We start from the raw sequence: 2,828 nt of genomic DNA, 5'->3' as shown, positions 1-2,828 counted from the left end.
ACCTTCAACTTTCCAACCTTCAACACTTTGTGCCAGATATCGTTTGGTGTGAAATAGTCTATGGTCTGTAACCCTTTGATATCGCTAATATCTGGGCGAGAGCCAGTAGCGATCAGATACGCACGAGACCGCAAACGTCGGTTGTTGACTACAAAACCGAGGTGAGGCAGTCGGCAAAATTCCCCCTCACCCGTGATAATATCAATTCCTAAAGCAGCTAAAATAGCCGGAGAATTCTGTTCTGAGCAGTTGGCAACCACTAGATTAGCCCATTCCATCACCTCAGTTAGTGGTAGGGATGGAAACCCGGTCTGTGACATGTCTGGTTCAGTTGAATCAGCTATTTGAGGATAAATACGCCATTGAGCAGCGTCACGCATCTGCTCAAGCTTACGCCCAATCTCACTTAATACTCTGGTGTAAATAGCCCCTTGTCCTAGCCAGCTAGTTTGTCCTGGCTGAGGGTCTACCAGAGCCACACGAGCCTTTAAACCAGCAGCCGCAACAGCAGCATAGACACCAGCAGGAGTGCTACCAATGATAATTAGGTCATAGTCAACAGTCATTCGTCCAACAGTTAAAGGTTAGCAGGTTACAGGCAGCCCTTGGCGTTCCCGTAGGGTAGGTTGAAGGTTACAGGTTACAGGTTACAGGTGACGCGGTTTCAAGTTACAGGTTACAGGTTGAAAGTTACAGGTTTCAGGCTCTAACCTTGGCCTTTTGGCCACGCTACGCGAACAACCATCTAACTAACCTATCCGACAACAGACGCCTACGGCCAGCAACCTTCAACCTTCAACCTTCTAACCTTCAACCTTCAACCTTCAACCTTCAACCTTCTAACCTTCAACCTTCAACCTTCTAACCTTCAACCTTCTAACCTTCAACCTTCTAACCTTCAACTTATCAAGATAGCGTCTAAAGCTGTTAGTAAGCGTTGGTTATCTGCCTGTGTACGTACAGCGACCCGGAAAAAGCGATCGCCTAATTCCGGGAAGCTTAGGCAATCTCGAATCAGAATCCGATGGTGTTGGAGTAGTTGTGCTTGGATCTGTGAAGTGGATTTTTCTGAGTGTACTAGCAAGAAGTTAGCTGCACTGGGGTAAGGTTGGAGACCAGGTAACTTAGCCAGTCCCTGAAACAGTTGCCTACGCGCTGGTGCTAACCAATCCCAGGTTTGCTGTTGAAATGCTCTATCCTGGACCACGGCAGCTGCGGCTGCCGCTGCTAAGGTATTGATTGGCCAAGGGTCCCGCCACTTCTGCCAACGTTGGAGTCGCTCAGGGTGGGCAATGCCATAACCTAGTCTGAGTCCAGGAAGGCTGTAAAACTTGGTAAGCGATCGCAAAATTACCAAGTTCGGATAATCCCCAATTAAAGGAATCAGGCTTTGCTCCTGCTCAGGAGGCAGGAAATCCATGAAAGCCTCATCCACAACCACCAAAGCAAATTGCTTCAGATAAGGCTCAATTGCTTCTGAGGTAAACAATTGACCTGTGGGATTGTGGGGGGTATTCAGCAGCAAACCCTTTCGAGTCCCCTCTTGTGGGAGTAAGGAAGTAAGGGAGTCAGGGAGTAAGGGCATCAAAGAATCAATCTCGCGGCCCATCTCCCCATCTCCCCATCTGAGACTAGGTCTCGAGAGTTCCCTCATCAGGGGGCACTTCCTAATTCTTGCTCCAAATGCCTTCAGTCCCCGTTGGTAGTCCCTAAATGCTGGGGTAATCATCAAGGTCTGATCTAGTTCTGATAGCTCGCGACAAGCCCAAGTTAATAATTCGGCTGAGCCATTACCTGGAAGAATCCAGTCTGGGGGCAGGGTTGGATGCAGTTGCGTCAAACACTGCCGCAGCTCGGCATAATTGGGGTCAGGATAAGCTACCAGGTTATTTAGCCCAGACTCAATCGCTGCGATCGCACTTTTAGGGGGACCAAGAGGATTGATGCTGGCAGAAAAATCAAGAATTAAGGAAGGAGGACAGTTAGCCAGTGCTGCTGCCCAGGCTAAATTTCCCCCGTGAGTTGGTCGTTTCAAGGACAAGTTTCTGACTGAATCAGCGATTACTCCTTCGGTGGTGCAACTCTCTCTTTAAAAACCTTACCAGCAGAAAAGGCTGGAACCTTAGTTGCCGGAATTTCCATCTTTTCACCGGTTTTGGGATTGCGGCCCTCACGAGCCTTACGCTCCCGGGATTCAAAGGAACCAAAGCCCACTAAGGTGACTTTATCACCCTCGGACACTGCTTCCATAATCGTCTCTATCGTAGCAGTTAGTACTGCATCGGCTTGTTTTTTGGTTACAGTAGCTTTTTCCGCCACTTTATCAACTAATTCACCCTTATTCATTCAAATCTCCTTGTTTTTCAGATCATCCAACCAGGGTTTTCAACAAAAAAATCGCTGCAACACTCGCAGCTTCAAGGTTTCACTGCATTATTCTAATGTTTGCAATGCCTATATGGATCGTTGAATGCTTTAATTTATATAGATTTCAGAATTTTGCCCCAAAATGCTCCCCTAAATTTATTCCTGAGGGAGTAGGCAATCAGAATTTTTGATGATCAATCATTGTTAATTATATATAATTCATTTAAGGTAAGCCCCTCGCTCTAGCAGTGCTTGGTGAGCCTCCTATGGGATAGCAAAGGTGAGAGCCTTTTTTATATATTGACAATAAACCTTAAAATAAGGTATAATTAATGATTTATAAAAATTAAATCAAACCAAGTCAATAAAATTGTCAACCAAAAACAAATAAACACGTAAAAGTTTCAAAACCTAACTATTCCCACCACTAAAGTAGGGGGGAGTAGTCAAATCCATAAGTT

4 protein-coding genes are annotated in these 2,828 nt (G+C 46.0%); 1 reads left to right on the top strand and 3 read right to left on the bottom strand.

Features of this window, described 5'->3' with window-relative positions; translation table 11 throughout:
- Positions 1-566: FAD-dependent oxidoreductase (locus tag F6K38_RS34640; RefSeq protein WP_287359640.1), on the bottom strand; the 566-nt coding region annotated here is incomplete at its 3' end.
- Between the two features lie 146 nt (positions 567-712).
- On the opposite strand from F6K38_RS34640, the gene F6K38_RS34635 reads away from it, so the two are divergent.
- Positions 713-865, top strand: a complete 153-nt coding sequence (locus F6K38_RS34635) for a hypothetical protein (protein WP_165691831.1) — start codon at positions 713-715, stop codon at positions 863-865.
- A 33-nt stretch (positions 866-898) separates the two neighbouring features.
- Here F6K38_RS34635 and cobD read toward each other — a convergent pair whose 3' ends face one another.
- Entirely contained in the window at positions 899-2,035 is a 1,137-nt protein-coding gene (gene cobD, locus F6K38_RS34630; protein WP_044495059.1) for a threonine-phosphate decarboxylase CobD, read from the bottom strand.
- A 26-nt stretch (positions 2,036-2,061) separates the two neighbouring features.
- Positions 2,062-2,346: a non-specific DNA-binding protein Hbs gene (gene hbs, locus F6K38_RS34625; protein WP_008189112.1), complete on the bottom strand. Its 285-nt coding sequence runs from the start codon at positions 2,344-2,346 to the stop codon at positions 2,062-2,064.
- Between the last annotated feature and the right edge of the window lie 482 nt (positions 2,347-2,828).

Source organism: Moorena sp. SIO3B2 (genome assembly GCF_010692525.1).
GTDB classification, from domain to species: domain Bacteria; phylum Cyanobacteriota; class Cyanobacteriia; order Cyanobacteriales; family Coleofasciculaceae; genus Moorena; species Moorena producens.
Note: the sequence above shows the minus strand (reverse complement) of the source record. Positions and strands in the feature narration are given on the sequence as shown.